The sequence below is a fragment of the Methylobacterium brachiatum genome, from assembly GCF_900113845.1.
In the GTDB taxonomy this organism is placed as follows: Bacteria; Pseudomonadota; Alphaproteobacteria; order Rhizobiales; family Beijerinckiaceae; genus Methylobacterium; species Methylobacterium brachiatum.
In genome coordinates this window covers 17,095-32,058 of record NZ_FOQW01000023.1, presented here as the reverse complement: position 1 = coordinate 32,058, position 14,964 = coordinate 17,095, and the positions used below count along the sequence as shown (strand labels likewise).

Genomic DNA, 14,964 nt, shown 5'->3' with positions numbered 1-14,964 from the left:
AGCCCTGACATGCACGCTCAAGCGCCCGTCGCGACCGGGCGCGCCGTGTCGGCACCCCATTCCGACCACGACCCGTCGTAGAGGCCGCGGGCCGGCCGGCCCATCGTCTCCAGCGCCAGGGCGATGATCGCCGCGGTCACGCCCGAGCCGCAGGTGGTCACCACCGGCCGGTCGGGATCGATGCCGGTCTCCGCGAACAGACGCTCCAGCTCCTCCGGACTCTTCAGGCGGCCGTCGCGCTGAAGGGACGCGTAATGCAGGTTGTGCGCGCCCGGCATGTGCCCCGGCCGCACGCCCGGGCGCGGCTCCGGCTCCTCGCCGCGGAAGCGGGTGGCCGAGCGGGCATCGACCACCTGGGCCGAGCCGGTCTCCAGGGCCCGGGCGACGTCGTTGGCGTCCGCCACGGCGCCGTGGTCGAGGCGGGCGGTGAAGTGGCGCCGCTCGCGCGGGGCGGGGTCCCCGTCCTCGGTCGGGTAGCCGGCGGCGATCCAGGCGGGCAGGCCGCCATCCAGCACCAGCGCGTCGCGGACCCCGAAGGTCTTGAGCATCCACCAGACCCGGGGGGCCGAGAACAGGCCCTGGCCGTCATAGACGACGATCTGCATGCCGTCGCCGATGCCCAAAGCCCGCATCCGCGAGGCGAACACGTCGGAGCGCGGCAGCATGTGCGGCAGGCTCGATTCGGTGTCGCTCATGGCGTCGAGGTCGAAACGCAGCGCCCCGGGGATATGGGCGGCCCGGAACTCGGCGGCCGGGTCGCGACCGGCGGCCGGCAGGTACCACGAGGCGTCGAGCACCACGATGTCGGGCGCATCGAGGCGGTCGTGCAGCCATTCGGGGGTCACGAGGGGCGGGTGGGCCATAATCCGCAATCCGGCTCTGTTCGCGTGAGCGCCCACCAAACCACAGCCAGGGGCCGGTTGCACGCCCGGTCGCGGGCTGGGGCGGCGCGTTCCGGCGGTTTCGTCAGGCCCTGCGGATCGAGGCCGAAGAGCCGCGACTCTGTGCCCAGCTACGCACCCCGCACCGTGGTCCGATGCAGCGAATGCACGCTGGTCTTGTTTTCAATCGTTGTAACCCCAGTTACGACAACACGATGACGCTCACCGCGCCAGCCGTCGAGGCCGGCTCGGGCGGGTCGCCCCCGATGCCGCTCCGCGAGACGCAAGTCCCGGACACGCGAGACGGGGCCGCCGCCTGAAGGCAGGGCGTTCAACCCTCCCTCACTGCCGAGGCGCCCGCGCCGACCGTGCAGCTGCTTATTGAGCCGATCACCGCCATGAATCAACTCGTCCGCATGTCTCAGATCGGCGATGCCGAAGGCGTCCAGGAGCCGTCGGCGGACCTGCGCGTGCCCTTCGCGCAGTCCGGGGCTTTCGTGTGCAAGTACATCATCGGCGAGCCGAACGACCGCGCGATCTGCTGCGGTGCGCCGGTCTCCGACGGCAAGAGCTGGTGCGCCTTCCACCGCCGGATCGTGTTCGAGCCGACCCGTCCCGGCCGCATCCGCTGAGCGGTAACCCGGTCGCGCGCACGGCCGTCACTGCGTGCGCATGACCTGGATGACGGCCGGCGTGATGATGACGACGAACAGCACCGGCAGGAAGAACAGGATCATCGGCACGGTCAGCTTGGGCGGCAGGCTGGCCGCCTTCTTCTCCGCCTCGTTCATGCGCTGGTCGCGGCTCTCCTGGCTCAGCACCCGGAGCGCCTGGCCGATCGGCGTGCCGTAACGCTCGGCCTGGATCAGCGCGGTCGCCACCGATTTCACCGGCTCGAGCCCGGTCCGCATGACGAGATTCTCGTAGGCCTGGCGCCGGTCGGGCAGGAACGACATCTCGGCGGTCATGAGGGCGAGCTCCTCGGCCAGCACCACCGAGGAGGCGGCGATCTCGGTGCTCACCTTCCGGAACGCGTTCTCGATCGCCATGCCGGATTCGACGCAGATCAGCGTCAGGTCGAGGGCGTCCGGCCAGGCCCGGCGGATCTCGGCCTGCCGCTTCTTGGCGGTGTTGACCAGGAACAGTTCCGGCGCCTTGATGCCGGTATAGGCCGCGCCGATCACCATCCCGATCCGCATCAGGTAGGAGGCGTCGATCACCTCCAGCACGAACAGGTAGAACGCGGACCCGATCACCGACGCGACCGGGACGACGAAGCGGAAGAACAGGAACGTGGTCTCCGCGCCCTGGCCGCGATAACCGGCCATCATCAGCTTGCGCTTGGCCGTATCGGTGCCGAGCCAGCGGTGCAGCTGGTACCGGTCGACGATCGACTTCATGTAGGCCTTGGGCGCCACGCGCAGGGTCGCCCGCTCGTTCGGCCGGGCCCGGTCCGCCTGGCGCTCCCGCCGCCGGATGAGCTCGCGCTCGTCGCTGACGAGCTTCATCCGCTTGGAAAGCTTGTCCGATTCGAAGAAGGGCTGCGCCACCGCGAAGGCGGTCGCGGCCGCCGCGATGGCGGTCAGCAGCGTGCCCATGAAGCGGGGATCGAACAGCTTCTCCGCAATGGCGTCGATCATGGAACGGGGTCCGAATCCGGGCGGGCTCAGAAGTCGAAGGCGATCATCTTGCGGATCGTGAAGACGCCGAGCGACATCCAGATCGCCGCCCCGACGAGGGCGATCGTGCCGACATCCGTCGTCCAGAGCAGCGAGATGTAATCCGGGCTCGTCAGCGTGGTGATGCCGGCGACGCCGAAGGGGAGGCACGCGATGATCGAGGCCGAGGCCTTGGCCTCCATGCTCATCGCCTGGACCTTGCCGCGCATCTTGGCCCGGTCGCGCAGCACGACCGAGAGGTTGTTCAGCGCCTCCGACAGGTTGCCGCCCGATTGCTGCTGGATGTTGATCACGATCGCAAAGAAGTTCACCTCGGCGGTCGGCACCCGCTCGAACAGGCGCGAGACGGCCTCGCCCAGCGAGAGGCCCATCGCCTGGGTCTCGATCACCGTCCTGAACTCGCTGCGCACCGGCTCCTCGGCCTCGCGCGAGACCATGCGGAAGCAGTCCCCCACCGGGATGCCGGTGCGGATACCGCGCACCACCACGTCGACGGCGTTGGGCAGTTCCTTGTTGAACTTCGCGATGCGCCGGATGCGCAGGTGGCGCAGCAACCAGGCGGGCAGGCCGAAGCCGCCCGCGAAGGCGGCGCCGGCCGCCGCCACCGGGCTATCGGTGATCAGGAACAGCAGCAGGCCGAGGACGGCGCCGCAGCCGCCCGAGACCGTGTAGAAGGTCCGCGTCGTCCAGCTCAGGCCGGCGCGGGCGAGCTTCAGCTCCAGCGTGGCCTTGTTGGCGTTCTTGGCCTTCGCCTCGATCTCGCTCAACGTCTTGGCGACCTGCTCGCGCCGGTTGACCGCGACGCCGCGCACCGCCGCCCCGGAGGCCGTGACGCCGATCGCTTTCAGCCGCCGGTTCGCCCGGCGCTGGCCGCCCAGCAGCGGCAACACCGCCACATAGGCGACGGCCGCCACCGCGACGCCGATCAGGCCGGCCGCGAGCGGCATCTGGGACGCATCCGCCACGGTCACGCCCCGTCGACGATTTCGGCGGCGTCGAGCGCCTCGCCGAGGCGGCGCTCCAGGCCGTAATAGCGGGCCCGCTCCCAGAATTTCGGCCGTCCGACCCCGGTCGAGCGATGGCGCCCGATCAGCTTGCCGTTCGGATCCTCGCCGACGATGTCGTAGAGGAACACGTCCTGGGTGGTGATGACGTCGCCCTCCATGCCCAGCACCTCGGTGATATGGGTGATGCGCCGGGAGCCGTCGCGCAGGCGCATGGCCTGGATCACCACGTCGATCGAGCCGCAGATCATCTCGCGCAGGGTCTTCGATGGCAGCGTGAAGCCGCCCATCGAGATCATCGACTCGATCCGCGACAGGCATTCGCGCGGGCTGTTGGCGTGGAGCGTGCCCATCGAGCCGTCATGGCCGGTATTCATCGCCTGGAGCAGGTCGAAGGCCTCGGGTCCGCGGACCTCGCCGACGATGATCCGCTCGGGCCGCATGCGCAGGCAGTTCTTGACGAGGTCGCGCATGGTGACCTGCCCCTGGCCTTCCATGTTCGGCGGGCGCGTCTCCAGGCGCACGACGTGCGGCTGCTGGAGCTGCAGCTCGGCCGCGTCCTCGCAGGTGATGACCCGCTCGTCGTGCTCGATGAAGGCGGTGAGGCAGTTCAGCAGCGTGGTCTTGCCCGAGCCGGTGCCGCCCGAGATGACGACGTTGCAGCGGGACTGGCCGATGATCTTCAGGACCTCGGCACCCTCGGGGGAGATCGCCCCGAAGCGCACCAGCTGCTCCAGGGTGAGCTTGTCCTTCTTGAACTTGCGGATCGTCAGCGCCGGCCCGTCGATGGCCAGCGGCGGCGCGATGACGTTGACGCGGGAGCCGTCCGGCAGGCGCGCGTCGCAGATCGGCGAGGCGTCGTCCACGCGTCGCCCGACCTGGCTGACGATCCGCTGGCAGATGTTCATCAGCTGCTGGTTGTCGCGGAAGCGGACATTGGTCAGCTGGATTTTGCCGTCGACCTCGATGAAGGTCCGGTTGGCGCCGTTGACCATGATGTCGGCGATGTCGTCGCGGGCGAGCAGCGGCTCCAGCGGACCGTAGCCCAGCACGTCGTTGCAGATGTCGTCGAGCAGCTCCTCCTGCTCGGCGATCGACAGGACGATGTTCTTGAGCCCGATGATCTCCGTGACGATGTCGCGGATCTCCTCCCGGGCGGTCTCGGCGTCGAGGCGCGCGAGCTGGGTGAGGTCGATCGCCTCGATCAGGGCCCCGAAGATCAGGCTCTTGGTCCGGTAGTAATCCTCGGAGCGCAGGTTCTCGACCACCACCGGGGCGGCGGGCTTGGGCGGCTTCGGTGCCGGCGCGGCGTCGCGCAGCACCGGCGCGGCCGGCAGGGCGGCCCGCATCTGCGGGACCGGCGCGGGCGCCGTCGGGGCGGCTCCGGATTGTCGCCTACCGAACATGGGTCAGATCCCAGCGGCCCGCATGAGGCATCGTCCCGGCGAAGGTCCCGCGCATCACGAGGCCTTGCGGCCGGCGAGCTTGGCCAGCAGCGGCTCCAGCAGGCTCGACCGGCTGCGCCGGGTCTCCGGGCGCCCCAGGGTGACCGCCGCCAGGTCGTTGAACAGCTCCGCCACCTTCGAGCCGGCCTGAATCTCGGCGATCATCTGGCCGTTATTGGCGGCCGTGCCGAACAGGGTCGGCTCGAACGGGATCGTGGCCGTGATCGGCGCGTCGAGGGCCTTGGCGAACTCGGCCGTGCCGATCTCCGGCCGCTTGGCCATGCCGACGCCGTTGAGCAGGACCCGGGGCGGCTGGTCGTTCGGGCGGCCGTGCTTGAGCGCCCCGAGCAGGTTCTTGGCGTTGCGCAGGCAGGCGAGGTCGGGACCGGCGACGATCAGGATCTCGTCGGCCGCGGTGAGCACGCGCTTCGACCACGCGCTCCACTGGTGCGGGATGTCGAGGACCACGCAGGGCACGCTCGCGCGCAGGTACTCGATCAGGGAATCGAAGGCCGGCTCGGACAGGTCGATGGTCCGGTCAAGGCTCGCCGGGGCCGAGAGCAGGCTGAGGTTGTCGCTGCATTTCGACAGCAGCCGCTCGACCAGGGCCGAATCCAGGCGCTCGGGCGCGAACACCGCCTCGGCGATGCCCTGCGGCGGGTCCTGGTTGAAGTTGAGCGAGGCGGTGCCGAAGGCGATGTCGAGATCGGCGATCACCGTCTGCACGCCCTGGTTCCGGGCCACCGACCAGGCGAAGTTATGCGCCACCGTCGAGGCGCCGATGCCGCCCTTGACCCCGTAGACCGCCACGGTGCGGCCCACCGGCTTGACGCCGGGCGCGGTGAACAGGTCGGAGATTGCCGCGATCAGGGTCAGCGGCGCGACCGGCGCCATCAGGTAGTCGGACACCCCGCGCTGGATCAGCTGCCGGTACAGGGTCACGTCGTTGACGTGGCCGATCACCAGGACGCGGGTGCCCTCGTCGCAGACCTCGGCCAGGGCATCCAGGCACTCGACCGGCTTCGAGCGGACGCCCTGCGTCTCGATGACGATGACGTTGGGCGTCGGCGCGTGGCGGTAGGCCTCGATCGCCGCGCCGCCGCCGCCCATCCGGACCTTGACCTGCGCCTTCTGCATGCGCCGGTCGAGGGACGCGCCCTCGATCATCGCGGCGGTCTCGCCGGTCTCGCAGAAGGCTTGGATCGTGATCCGGGGCACCGGGGCGATCGTACGCTCGGATGTCTCGGACAGGTCCGCCATGACGACACTTTCGGGTCCGTGCTCGGGTCGCGGCGTGAATGGTGGGGACGGGGGGAGTGGCACCGCCTGTCCTAGTTGCTGACCTGGGACTTGACGGCGTTGGTCCCATCTTGCCGCCATGTGGTTGACGGATCCTTGCCGTCCCGCAACTGGCCGATGTCCCGGACGCGCTTGACCGTGTCGATCCGGCCCTCGGGCCGGCCGCGCACGAGGTCGACCGGGTCGGCCACCTGGGCGGCTACGGTCGCCTGGGTGGCGCAGCCGAGGTTCCAGCTCGGCCGGTTGCCGTAGTCGGAGGCGAAGTTCGAGGTGCCGAGATCCTGGGGCCAGAGCCCGCACTGGTCGGCGACCTTGGCCTGCATGCGCTGGAAGCTCAGCCGGATCGGCGCGGCCAGGCCCGGTGCTGCCACCGGGTAGGGCGACTGTGCGATCTCGCGGGCGCCGACGCCGTCCTCGGCGCCGCGCCGGCTCACGGCCGCGGCGGTGCGCGCCACGGCGGCGGCCTGGGCGGGCGGCAGACCCTGGGGCACCTCCATCAGGATGCCGCCGCGGCCGTAGCGGCGGTATTCCAGCATGAAGGCGTCGATGTCGCCGGCCTGGCGCGGGTCGAGATGGCCCGGGCCGGTGGCGAACACGTCGAGGCTGCGGGTGCCGTCGGCCAGGACGATCGGGTGCCGGGCGCGGTAATCGGACAGGTCGATGCCGCCCGTGGTGGCGGGCTCGCCCTTGCAGGCAGCGGCCAGCAGGCCGAGCGCGCAGGCGGCCAGGAGGCTGGCTGGCCGGCGGGATGGGGCGGGCGGGTGACGTCGGGTCATGGATCCGGTCCTGGAAGCGCGGCGCTACTCGACGATGAAGCCGACGCGGCCGCGATAGGTGCGTCCGAGCGGGGCGGCGCCGACCTTGCCGTAGAGGCGGTTGACCTGCCCGAGCAGCACCGCCTGCCCGTCGGTGGCGTCGACGAAGTTGTCGTCGGGCCGGGTCACCTGCTTGGGCTCCATCGCCCGGGCGATGTAGGGGGTGCACATGATCATCAGCTCGGTCTCCATGCGCTGGTAGTCCCGGGACCGGAACAGCGCGCCGAGGATCGGCAGATTGATCAGGCCGGGCAGGCCGGTGATCGCCTGTCTGTTCGTCTGCTGGATCAGGCCGGCGGTCATCATCACGCCGCCGGAGGGCAGCTCGACCGTGGTCTCGGAGCGGCGCACCCGGGTGCCGGGTACCGCCACCGTCGAATTGCCGATCGTGTAGTTGAAGCTCTGCTGTGGATCGATCTCGGTTACATCGGTCGCCACGCGGATCGAGATTCTGTTGTCGGCCAGCACCACGGGCGTGAACGACAGAGCCACACCGTAGGGCTTGAAGGTGATCCCGGGTGTACACACGCCGCCGACCGCGCAGGTGGCCGAGGACGGCACCGGAAACTCGCCGCCGGCCAGAAATTTTGCGGCCTCGCCCGAGATCGCGGTCAGCGTCGGCTCGGCCAGGATGCGGGAGACGCCCGCCTGCTCGAAGGCCTTCAGCGTCGCCTGCAGCGAGAAGCCGGCCCCTTGGACGGATGCCGCGATCTGATTGCTTCCAGCGACGTTGCCGTTGATTGGGAAGGGCAGGGCGTTGCTCAGTACGTTCGGCACCATGGCGGGCACCTGCGTCGCCGACGCGGTTCCGGCTCCGATGAGTTGCTGGCCGAGGGTGCCGACCGGATTCAACGCTGACCAATTACCGGTCATGTTGATCCCGAACTGCTTGAGCACGTTGCGGGACACCTCGACCACGGTGACGCGGAGCATCACCTGATCCTTGTTGCGGATCGTGAGGTTGTTGATCACCGCGCCGCGCGCGCCGGCCGAGACGCCACCGCTCGGCGCACCCGTGGCGGCGGCTCCGCCGCCCAGGCCGACGAAGGCGTTGGCGATGTCGATCGCCTGCTGGGCGTCGGAGGACGAGTTCACCGAGCCCGAGAGCAGCACCGAGGCGCCCGAGGAGCGCACGTCGAAGCGGCCGCCCGGGATGCTCTGGCCGAGCAGCTCGCGCAGCGTCCCGAGGTTGAGGTCCCGGGCCACGGTCACGTCGAGGGCGGCGATCTGGCGGCCCTCGGCATCCATGATGAAGATCGAGGTGGCGCCGTCCGCCATGCCGATCACGAACACCTTGCGGGTCGAGCGGACCACCGCGTTGGCCACCGCCGGGTTGGCGACGAACACCTCCTTGGCGTCCCGCGGCAAATCGACGATCACCGAACGGCCCGCGGTCAGCTCGACCCGGCGGGACGAGGCGGCTTCCGCCGAGCCCACTGTGAGCACCGGGGCCGGGCCGAGGGCCGGACGCTCCTGCGCCAGGAGCGGGCCGGCATGGATCAGCGTGAGAAGCGCCAGCGCGCGCGCCGGGCGGAGGAAACGCGGCAGGGCAATCATGGGGATCACGGCGTCTGCTGCCGCGCGACGCCGAAGCGCACGACGGTCAATCCGGGTTCGGGCATCTGCGCCATCGCGGCATCGACCGGCTGGGCCTCGACCGGTCGCCCCGCATCCGCGAGGCTGCGCAGCGAGAGCGACAGCGAGCCGACCTTCTGGGCGAGCGTCAGGGTCTCCGCCTGGGCGGGGGTGACGGCGAGCGTGGCGGTCTCGCCGGTGACGACGTTGGTGCCGTTCTTCTCCTGGATCAGCTGACCGATCGCGAGGACGCGGATGTCGGTCAGGATGGTCTGGGAGAGCTGCACCTCGCTGTTGTTGGCGCGGGAATTGGCATCGTCCCGGAATGTGCGGATCACGTCGACGCGGTCGTTGGGCAGGATGAAGCCGCCGGCCGAGTTGGTGCCGCGGCTGTCGGTGACGATGGCGACCGCGCGCATCCCGGCGGGCAGGATCGCGGCCATGAAGCCGCTGTCGGGCCGGACCAGCTTCTGCGCCCGGATCGGCTCACCCGCGAGGAAGCCCGAGCGCACGGAGGCGCCGACGGTCTCGTCCAGCGCCTTCGCGTTGTCCTTGCGGCTGATGTAGCCCGCCGTCATGGCGCCGTCCGGCCAGGGCTGCCAGCGCAGGTCGGCGGCCCGCAGGACCTGGCCCATCGGCATGTCGGCGGCGGCCACCAGCACCTCGGTCATCGGAGGCGGCGGCAGCTCGGCCTTGGGGGCCGGCGGCGGCGGGGGCGGATCGCCACCGCTCATCAGGAACGCCGCCCCGCCGCCCGCTGCGAGGGCGATGCCGAGGACGGCGAGACGGGCTGGATTCATCGCATCGCCACGCGCCGGAGACGGCCGAATTGCCGTCCATCACCAGACCCTGCGCGGCCATTCGTGTACTTATGGTTAAGGTATTATAACTGCGCCGGCTGGATACGGTCCGGAAACGGGGCGTTTGCCGGGACGCGTCACAACCGGCGCAATCTCTCAATCTCGACCCAATCCTGGCCGTGGCGCAGGATCCGCACCTGCAATATTCTGCCCCCGAACCCGCGTCAGAATCGGGTGCTCGGATCATCCGGGCAAAACATGCCGGGGAGTGACATGATCAGACGAATTGGCGGTGCGGTGCTGGCCACCGCCCTGGCGGGCACGGTGCTGAGCTCGGGCCCGGCCTCAGCCCAAAGTGCCGCGTCCGGCGCTTTCTCCGGCAACGCCCTGCGGATCGGCGTGCTCAACGACCAGTCCGGCCTCTATGCCGAGTTCGGCGGCCAGGGCTCCATCGAGGCCGCGAAGATGGCGGTGGAGGATATGGGCGGCAAGATCGACGGCGTCCCGATCGAGATCCTCTCGGCCGACCACCAGAACAAGCCCGACATCGCCTCGGCCATCGCCCGGCAATGGTACGACCGCGACGGCGTCGACGCGATCATGGAGCTGACCACCTCCTCCGTGGCTTTGGCGGTCCAGGGCCTGTCCAAGGAAAAGAAGAAGATCACGATCACCACCGGGGCGGCTTCCAGCGACCTCACCGGCAAGGCCTGCACGCCCTACGGCTACCACTGGGCCTACGACACGCGGGCGCTCGCGGTCGGCACCGGCGGCGCGCTGACCCGGGCCGGGGGCGACACCTGGTACTTCCTCACCGCCGACTACGCCTTCGGCTCGGCCCTCGAGGCCGATACCAGCCGCGTGGTGCTCGCCAATAACGGCAAGGTGCTGGGCAGCGTCCGCCACCCGCTCTCGAACCAGGACTTCTCCTCGTTCCTGCTCCAGGCGCAGGGCTCGAAGGCCAAGGTGATCGGGCTCGCCAATGCCGGCCTCGACACCTCCAACTCGATCAAGCAGGCGGCCGAGTACGGCATCGTCGAGGGCGGCCAGAAGCTCGCGGCGCTGCTGTTCACCCTCTCGGAGGTGCACGGGCTCGGGCTCAAGGTGGCGCAGGGCCTGACGCTCACCGAGGGCTGGTACTGGGACGCCAACGACGAGACCCGGGCTTTCGGGCAGCGCTACATGAAGCGCACCGGCCGCATGCCGAACATGATCCAGGCCGGCACCTACTCGGCGGTCCTGTCCTACCTGAAGGCCGTGAAGGCCGCGGGCACCGACGAGACCGAGGCGGTCAACGCCAAGCTCAAGGCGCTCCCGGTGGACGACGTCTTCGCCCATGGCGGCATCGTCCAGCCGAACGGACGCATGGTGCACGACATGTACCTGTTCGAGGTCAAGAAGCCGGCCGAGTCGAAGGGCCCCTGGGACCTCTACCGGCAGCTCGCGACCATCCCGGGCAAGGAAGCCTACGCCACCGCGGCCGAGAGCGGCTGCCCGCTGACGGCGGCGGCGAAGTAACAAGCGCTCGCCTCGCAAGGCGACGGCTGTCACGGGGTTGAAGGGCCATCGCTTTTGCCGCGCGCTACGCGCTCCCTCTCCCACACGGGGAGAGGGGACCCGCGCCTTTAACGGGCGATGGTTACGCCGCCCAGACCCGCCGATACAAAGCCTGGATCTCCTCGGCCGTCGGCTCGACCGGGTTGTTGGCCGGGGAGCCGGAGGCCAAAGCCTGGGCGGCCATGGTCGGGAGCAGCGCTTCCCAGCGGGCCGGGTCGATCCCGTATTCCCGGGGACCGGGCACGTCGAGATCGTCGTTGAGGGCTTCGAGTTCCGCCACCAGGGCGTTCACGGCGGCCCGGTCGTCGCCGTCGACGCCGGGAATGCCCATGGCCCGGGCGCAGGCGGCGTAGCGCGCCACCGCGGCGGGGGCCGAGAAGGCGGTGACCACCGGCAGCAGCATCGCGTTCGAGAGCCCGTGCGCCACGTGGAAATGCGCGCCGATCGGCCGGCTCATGCCGTGGACCAGCGCCACCGACGCGTTCGAGAAGGCGATGCCGGCCTGGGTGGCCCCCAGCATCATCGCCTCGCGGGCCGCCCGGTCGCTGGGATCGGTCCAGACCCGGCGCAGGTTCGGGGCGATCAGGTGCATCGCCTGGAGGGCGAGCCCGTCCGAGAACAGGTTGGACTTGCGCGAGACATAGGCCTCGATCGCGTGGGTGAGCGCATCGATGCCGGTATCGGCACTGAGCCGCTTGGGCTTGGTCAAGGTCAGCTCGTAATCGACCAGAGCGGCCACCGGCAGGTAGGCCAGCCCGATGCAGAGCATCTTCTCGTCCGAGGCCTCGTCGGTGACGATGGTGAAGCGGGTCGCCTCCGAGCCGGTGCCGGCGGTGGTGGGGATCGCCACGATCGGCAGGCCGGGCTCGTCCTGCAGGCGGGGCGCCTTGTAGTCGCGCATGTGGCCGCCGTGGCGGGCGAGAACCGCCACCGCCTTGGCGGTGTCCATCGGGCTGCCGCCGCCGAAGCCGACCACGCAGTCGAACTCGCCGGCCTGGAGCGCGGCCAGCGCCGCCTCCACGGAGGCCACGGTCGGGTCCGGCACGGTCTCGGAGAAGATTGTTCCGCGGGCGCCTGCGCTGTTGAGCCGTTCGAGCAATGTGTCGGTGCGGCCGCTGCTGACCAGATACGGGTCGGTGACCACGAAGGGGCGCGACAGGCCGAGCTGGCCCAGGATCTCCGGCAGCAGCCGCGAGGCGCCGGCGCCGATGCGCATCAGCCGGGGCAGGGCGATCGAGGCGACCATCTGTTGATCCTCCCACCCGGCGCTTTGTCTCGTCGGCCGGTCTCCGCCGATCTTAGGCCACGGCGCCGGCCCGCGAAACCGCCGCCGCTTACACCGCCGGCCCGGCGAACAGCGCGCCCGCCGCCTCGACCTCGCCGGCGATGAAGCCCGCCACCGCCCGGATATGGGCCGCCTTCCGGTGATCCTCGTGGATGTGCATGTGGAACGAGCGCGTCAGCGACACCGCCCCGGGCAGGACCGGCGCCAGCCCGGGATGGGCCGCCGCGATGAAGGCCGGCAGGATGCACAGGCCGGCGCCGTTCAGGGTCGCGTGGACCTGGGCCAGCAGGTTGGTCGAGCGCAGCCGCGCGGAGACCGCGGGCTCCAGCGCGCCGAGATAGTTCAGCTCGCGCGCGAACAGCATGTCCTCGATATAGCCGACGAAGGGATGCGCCGTGAGGTCCGAGACGGCGGTGATCGGCGCCGCCGCGGCGAGGTAGGCTTCGGCCCCGTAGACGAACAGCCGGTAATCGGTGAGCCGGCGCGCCACCACCCGGGCCTGCTGCGGGGTCGAGAGGCCGATCACGATGTCGGCCTCACGCTTCGACAGGCTGAAGATCCGGGCGGTCGCCATGATCTCGACCTCCAGCCCGGGATGGCGCTCGGTCAGCCGGTGCATCCGCGAGGCCAGGAACACGCTGCCGAACCCGTCCGGGGCGCCGATCCGCACCGTGCCGGACACGGATTGCGCGCCGGCCTGCGCGGCGGCGCTGGCCGACAGGAAGGCGCTCTCCATGGTCTCGGCCACGGCCAGCAGGTTGGCGCCGTCCTCGGTGAGCGCGTAGCCGAGGTTGCTGCGGTGGAACAGGCGGGCGCCGAGCCCCTCCTCCAGGGCGCGGATCCGGCGCCCGACCGTGGTGTGCTCGGTGCCGGTCCGCGCTGCCGCGGCGCTCAGGGTGCCGGTGCGCGCCACTGCCAGAAAGAAGCGCAGGTCGTCCCAGTTGCGCCCGGTCCGGCTCATGATCGCAAACCCGCTGTGCATCGATGCACAGCGGCTGTAAGCGCATCCGGCTTTATCGTTCAAGCGATCCTGTTAGGCTGCGCCAAAACCAAATCGATAACGACAACAGGGAGGCGCTCATGCGCACGATCGGACACTTCATCGGCGGCCGTCTCGTCGGCGGCGAGAGCGGGCGCTTCGCCGACGTGTTCCACCCCTCGACCGGCGAGGTCCAGGCCAAGGTCGCGCTGGCCAGCAAGGCCGAGATGCGCACCGCGGTCGAGAACGCCGCGGCAGCCCAGCCGGCCTGGGCCGCCACCAATCCGCAGAAGCGCGCCCGGGTGATGATGCGCTTCCTCGAGCTCATCCGCGGCGAGAACGATTCCCTGGCCGAGCTGCTTGCCTCCGAGCACGGCAAGACCGTGCCGGACGCCAAGGGCGACATCCAGCGCGGCGTCGAGGTGGTCGAGTTCGCCTGCGGCATCCCGCACCTGCTCAAGGGCGAGTACACCGAGGGCGCCGGGCCCGGGATCGACGTCTATTCCCTGCGCCAGCCGCTCGGCGTGGTCGCCGGCATCACGCCGTTCAACTTCCCGGCCATGATCCCGCTGTGGAAATGCGCCCCGGCCATCGCCTGCGGCAACGCCTTCATCCTGAAGCCGTCCGAGCGCGACCCGAGCGTGCCGCTGCGCATCGCCGAGATCTTCCTGGAGGCCGGGCTGCCGCCGGGCATCCTCAACGTCGTCAACGGCGACAAGGAAGCGGTCGACGCGATCCTCGACGACGAGGACATCAAGGCGGTGGGCTTCGTCGGCTCCTCGCAGATCGCCGAGTACATCTACGTGCGTGCCGCCCAGACGGGGAAGCGCGCCCAGTGCTTCGGCGGCGCCAAGAACCACATGATCATCATGCCGGACGCCGATATGGGCCAGGCGGTCGATGCGCTGATCGGCGCCGGCTACGGCTCGGCCGGCGAGCGCTGCATGGCGATCTCGGTGGCGGTGCCAGTGGGCGAGGCCACGGCCGACCGACTCATGGAGAAGCTGATCCCGCGGGTCGAGTCGCTCAAGATCGGCCCGTCGCATGACGGCTCGGCCGATTACGGGCCGCTGGTCACCGCCGAGGCGGTCCGGAAGGTCGCGGGCTATATCGACCAGGGTGTCGCCGAGGGCGCGCATCTGGCCGTCGACGGCCGCGGCTTCAAGCTCCAGGGCTACGAGAACGGCTTCTACATGGGCGGCTCGCTGTTCGACCGCGTGACCCCCGACATGACCATCTACAAGGAAGAGATTTTTGGCCCCGTCCTCTCGGTGGTGCGGGCTCAGAACTACGAGGAGGCGCTCGCGCTGCCCTCGACCCACCAATACGGCAACGGCGTCGCGATCTTCACCCAGGACGGCGACGCGGCCCGCGACTTCACCGCCCGGGTCAATGTCGGCATGGTCGGCGTCAACGTGCCGATCCCGGTGCCGATCGCCTACCACACCTTCGGCGGCTGGAAGCGCTCCGGCTTCGGCGACCTGAACCAGCACGGACCGGACTCGATCCGCTTCTACACCAAGACCAAGACGGTGACGCAGCGCTGGCCGAGCGGCATCAAGAGCGGGGCGGAGTTCTCCATCCCGACGATGCGGTAGGGGCGAGCGTCCTGGCGGCAGAAGGGGCCGCGCGGCTCTATGGCTGA

13 protein-coding genes are annotated in these 14,964 nt (G+C 70.0%); 3 read left to right on the top strand and 10 right to left on the bottom strand.

Going from position 1 to position 14,964, the window contains the following annotated elements:
• Nucleotides 1–17 precede the first annotated feature (17 nt).
• A complete protein-coding gene (gene sseA / locus BMZ47_RS24300; RefSeq protein WP_091864590.1) occupies nt 18–863 on the bottom strand; it encodes a 3-mercaptopyruvate sulfurtransferase in 846 nt (281 codons plus the stop codon).
• A 416-nt stretch (nt 864–1,279) separates the two neighbouring features.
• Here sseA and BMZ47_RS24295 point away from each other — a divergent pair, with 416 nt between their 5' ends.
• Nucleotides 1,280–1,513 carry a GcrA family cell cycle regulator gene (locus BMZ47_RS24295; RefSeq protein WP_039903524.1) on the top strand — a complete coding sequence of 78 codons (234 nt, stop codon included), beginning with the start codon at nt 1,280–1,282 and terminating at the stop codon, nt 1,511–1,513.
• A 27-nt stretch (nt 1,514–1,540) separates the two neighbouring features.
• Here BMZ47_RS24295 and BMZ47_RS24290 read toward each other — a convergent pair whose 3' ends face one another.
• From BMZ47_RS24290 to cpaB, 7 genes are all read right to left on the bottom strand, one after another.
• The gene (locus tag BMZ47_RS24290; protein WP_007565977.1) at nt 1,541–2,521 is read right to left on the bottom strand and encodes a type II secretion system F family protein; all 981 of its coding nucleotides are present in this window, start codon (nt 2,519–2,521) and stop codon (nt 1,541–1,543) included.
• A 26-nt stretch (nt 2,522–2,547) separates the two neighbouring features.
• On the bottom strand, nt 2,548–3,507 hold the full coding sequence (locus BMZ47_RS24285) for a type II secretion system F family protein (protein WP_167369093.1): 960 nt from the start codon (nt 3,505–3,507) through the stop codon (nt 2,548–2,550).
• A gap of 20 nt (nt 3,508–3,527) precedes the next feature.
• Entirely contained in the window at nt 3,528–4,970 is a 1,443-nt protein-coding gene (locus tag BMZ47_RS24280) for a TadA family conjugal transfer-associated ATPase (protein WP_007565975.1), read from the bottom strand.
• Nucleotides 4,971–5,024: 54 nt separating this feature from the next.
• On the bottom strand, nt 5,025–6,269 hold the full coding sequence (locus BMZ47_RS24275; protein WP_091864588.1) for a CpaE/TadZ family protein: 1,245 nt from the start codon (nt 6,267–6,269) through the stop codon (nt 5,025–5,027).
• 71 nt (nt 6,270–6,340) lie between these two features.
• A complete protein-coding gene (locus BMZ47_RS24270) occupies nt 6,341–7,084 on the bottom strand; it encodes a CpaD family pilus assembly protein (RefSeq protein ID WP_091864586.1) in 744 nt (247 codons plus the stop codon).
• Between the two features lie 24 nt (nt 7,085–7,108).
• Complete coding sequence (locus BMZ47_RS24265; protein ID WP_091864583.1) at nt 7,109–8,680, bottom strand: type II and III secretion system protein family protein; 1,572 nt, start codon at nt 8,678–8,680, stop codon at nt 7,109–7,111.
• A 5-nt stretch (nt 8,681–8,685) separates the two neighbouring features.
• Entirely contained in the window at nt 8,686–9,498 is an 813-nt protein-coding gene (gene cpaB, locus BMZ47_RS24260) for a Flp pilus assembly protein CpaB (RefSeq protein ID WP_007565969.1), read from the bottom strand.
• 273 nt (nt 9,499–9,771) lie between these two features.
• Between cpaB and BMZ47_RS24255 the strand changes: the two genes are divergently transcribed.
• Nucleotides 9,772–11,016 (top strand): ABC transporter substrate-binding protein, encoded by a 1,245-nt coding sequence (locus BMZ47_RS24255; RefSeq protein WP_208601104.1) that lies wholly within the window; start codon nt 9,772–9,774, stop codon nt 11,014–11,016.
• Between the two features lie 121 nt (nt 11,017–11,137).
• Here BMZ47_RS24255 and BMZ47_RS24250 read toward each other — a convergent pair whose 3' ends face one another.
• Both BMZ47_RS24250 and BMZ47_RS24245 read right to left on the bottom strand, forming a co-directional pair.
• Nucleotides 11,138–12,301: an iron-containing alcohol dehydrogenase gene (locus BMZ47_RS24250; protein WP_007565966.1), complete on the bottom strand. Its 1,164-nt coding sequence runs from the start codon at nt 12,299–12,301 to the stop codon at nt 11,138–11,140.
• Between the two features lie 88 nt (nt 12,302–12,389).
• Complete coding sequence (locus tag BMZ47_RS24245) at nt 12,390–13,301, bottom strand: LysR family transcriptional regulator (RefSeq protein WP_039903546.1); 912 nt, start codon at nt 13,299–13,301, stop codon at nt 12,390–12,392.
• A gap of 119 nt (nt 13,302–13,420) precedes the next feature.
• Here BMZ47_RS24245 and BMZ47_RS24240 point away from each other — a divergent pair, with 119 nt between their 5' ends.
• The gene (locus BMZ47_RS24240; protein ID WP_091864580.1) at nt 13,421–14,917 is read left to right on the top strand and encodes a CoA-acylating methylmalonate-semialdehyde dehydrogenase; all 1,497 of its coding nucleotides are present in this window, start codon (nt 13,421–13,423) and stop codon (nt 14,915–14,917) included.
• The last annotated feature ends 47 nt before the right edge of the window (nt 14,918–14,964 follow it).

Coding starts and splice junctions, on each gene's coding strand:
- sseA (WP_091864590.1), bottom strand. CDS start 863: ATGGCCCACCCGCCCCTCGTGACCCCCGAATGGCTGCACGACCGCCTC.
- BMZ47_RS24255 (WP_208601104.1), top strand. CDS start 9,772: ATGATCAGACGAATTGGCGGTGCGGTGCTGGCCACCGCCCTGGCGGGC.
- BMZ47_RS24275 (WP_091864588.1), bottom strand. CDS start 6,269: ATGGCGGACCTGTCCGAGACATCCGAGCGTACGATCGCCCCGGTGCCC.
- BMZ47_RS24270 (WP_091864586.1), bottom strand. CDS start 7,084: ATGACCCGACGTCACCCGCCCGCCCCATCCCGCCGGCCAGCCAGCCTC.
- BMZ47_RS24265 (WP_091864583.1), bottom strand. CDS start 8,680: ATGATTGCCCTGCCGCGTTTCCTCCGCCCGGCGCGCGCGCTGGCGCTT.
- BMZ47_RS24250 (WP_007565966.1), bottom strand. CDS start 12,301: ATGGTCGCCTCGATCGCCCTGCCCCGGCTGATGCGCATCGGCGCCGGC.
- BMZ47_RS24240 (WP_091864580.1), top strand. CDS start 13,421: ATGCGCACGATCGGACACTTCATCGGCGGCCGTCTCGTCGGCGGCGAG.
- BMZ47_RS24285 (WP_167369093.1), bottom strand. CDS start 3,507: ATGCCGCTCGCGGCCGGCCTGATCGGCGTCGCGGTGGCGGCCGTCGCC.
- BMZ47_RS24245 (WP_039903546.1), bottom strand. CDS start 13,301: ATGAGCCGGACCGGGCGCAACTGGGACGACCTGCGCTTCTTTCTGGCA.
- BMZ47_RS24295 (WP_039903524.1), top strand. CDS start 1,280: ATGAATCAACTCGTCCGCATGTCTCAGATCGGCGATGCCGAAGGCGTC.
- cpaB (WP_007565969.1), bottom strand. CDS start 9,498: ATGAATCCAGCCCGTCTCGCCGTCCTCGGCATCGCCCTCGCAGCGGGC.
- BMZ47_RS24280 (WP_007565975.1), bottom strand. CDS start 4,970: ATGTTCGGTAGGCGACAATCCGGAGCCGCCCCGACGGCGCCCGCGCCG.
- BMZ47_RS24290 (WP_007565977.1), bottom strand. CDS start 2,521: ATGATCGACGCCATTGCGGAGAAGCTGTTCGATCCCCGCTTCATGGGC.